The sequence below is a fragment of the Bacillus sp. LR--39 genome (assembly GCF_053613335.1).
The window spans coordinates 1-567 of the sequence record NZ_JBSIOT010001351.1; the positions used below are offsets into that span (position 1 = coordinate 1).

1 protein-coding gene is annotated in these 567 nt (G+C 51.9%); it reads right to left on the bottom strand.

Annotated features, from left to right (window positions below; genetic code table 11):
* On the bottom strand, positions 1–567 hold a 567-nt coding region (locus ACWHAR_RS30430), incomplete at both ends, for a homocysteine S-methyltransferase family protein (protein ID WP_452088853.1).

Genomic DNA, 567 nt, shown 5'->3' on the forward strand with positions numbered 1-567 from the left:
CCGATAATGTTACGGTCACGGCACGTAATATGGACAAGTGAACGCATATCGAGCTGCTGCTTGACAAGGGCGCCGCAGGCAACATTGCTGATCCGCGGGGTCGCCAGAGAATTGTCGGCGAGTGTCAGGGCATCGATTCCCGCTTCTTTTAATTCAGCAGCCGCCGATAGAAATTTGTCAAAGCTTAGTTTTTTCGGCGGGTCCAGTTCTACGATAATAGAGCGTTTTTTGGCCGCGATCTTATCCAGGCCGGGCTCGGTTCGCTCGTGATGAACAGAAATGAATTCTTTTGCCCGGGTTTTGACTTCTTTTTCTGTAATCGGAGCCAGCCCGCCAACCGCTTCCGCCATCGCCCTGATGTGATTCGGCGTTGTGCCGCAGCAGCCGCCGATAATCCGCGCACCTTGCTTACGGAATTCTGACGCGCTGTTTTGAAAATACGTGTCGTCTGTTTCATAGACGAGCCGTCCCTCTTCAAGCGAAGGAAGGCTGCTGTTCGGATAAACGGATAAGAATACGTCATCAAAAATCGGCACTTCGCTGAGCGCTTCAATCATGTGATAAGGG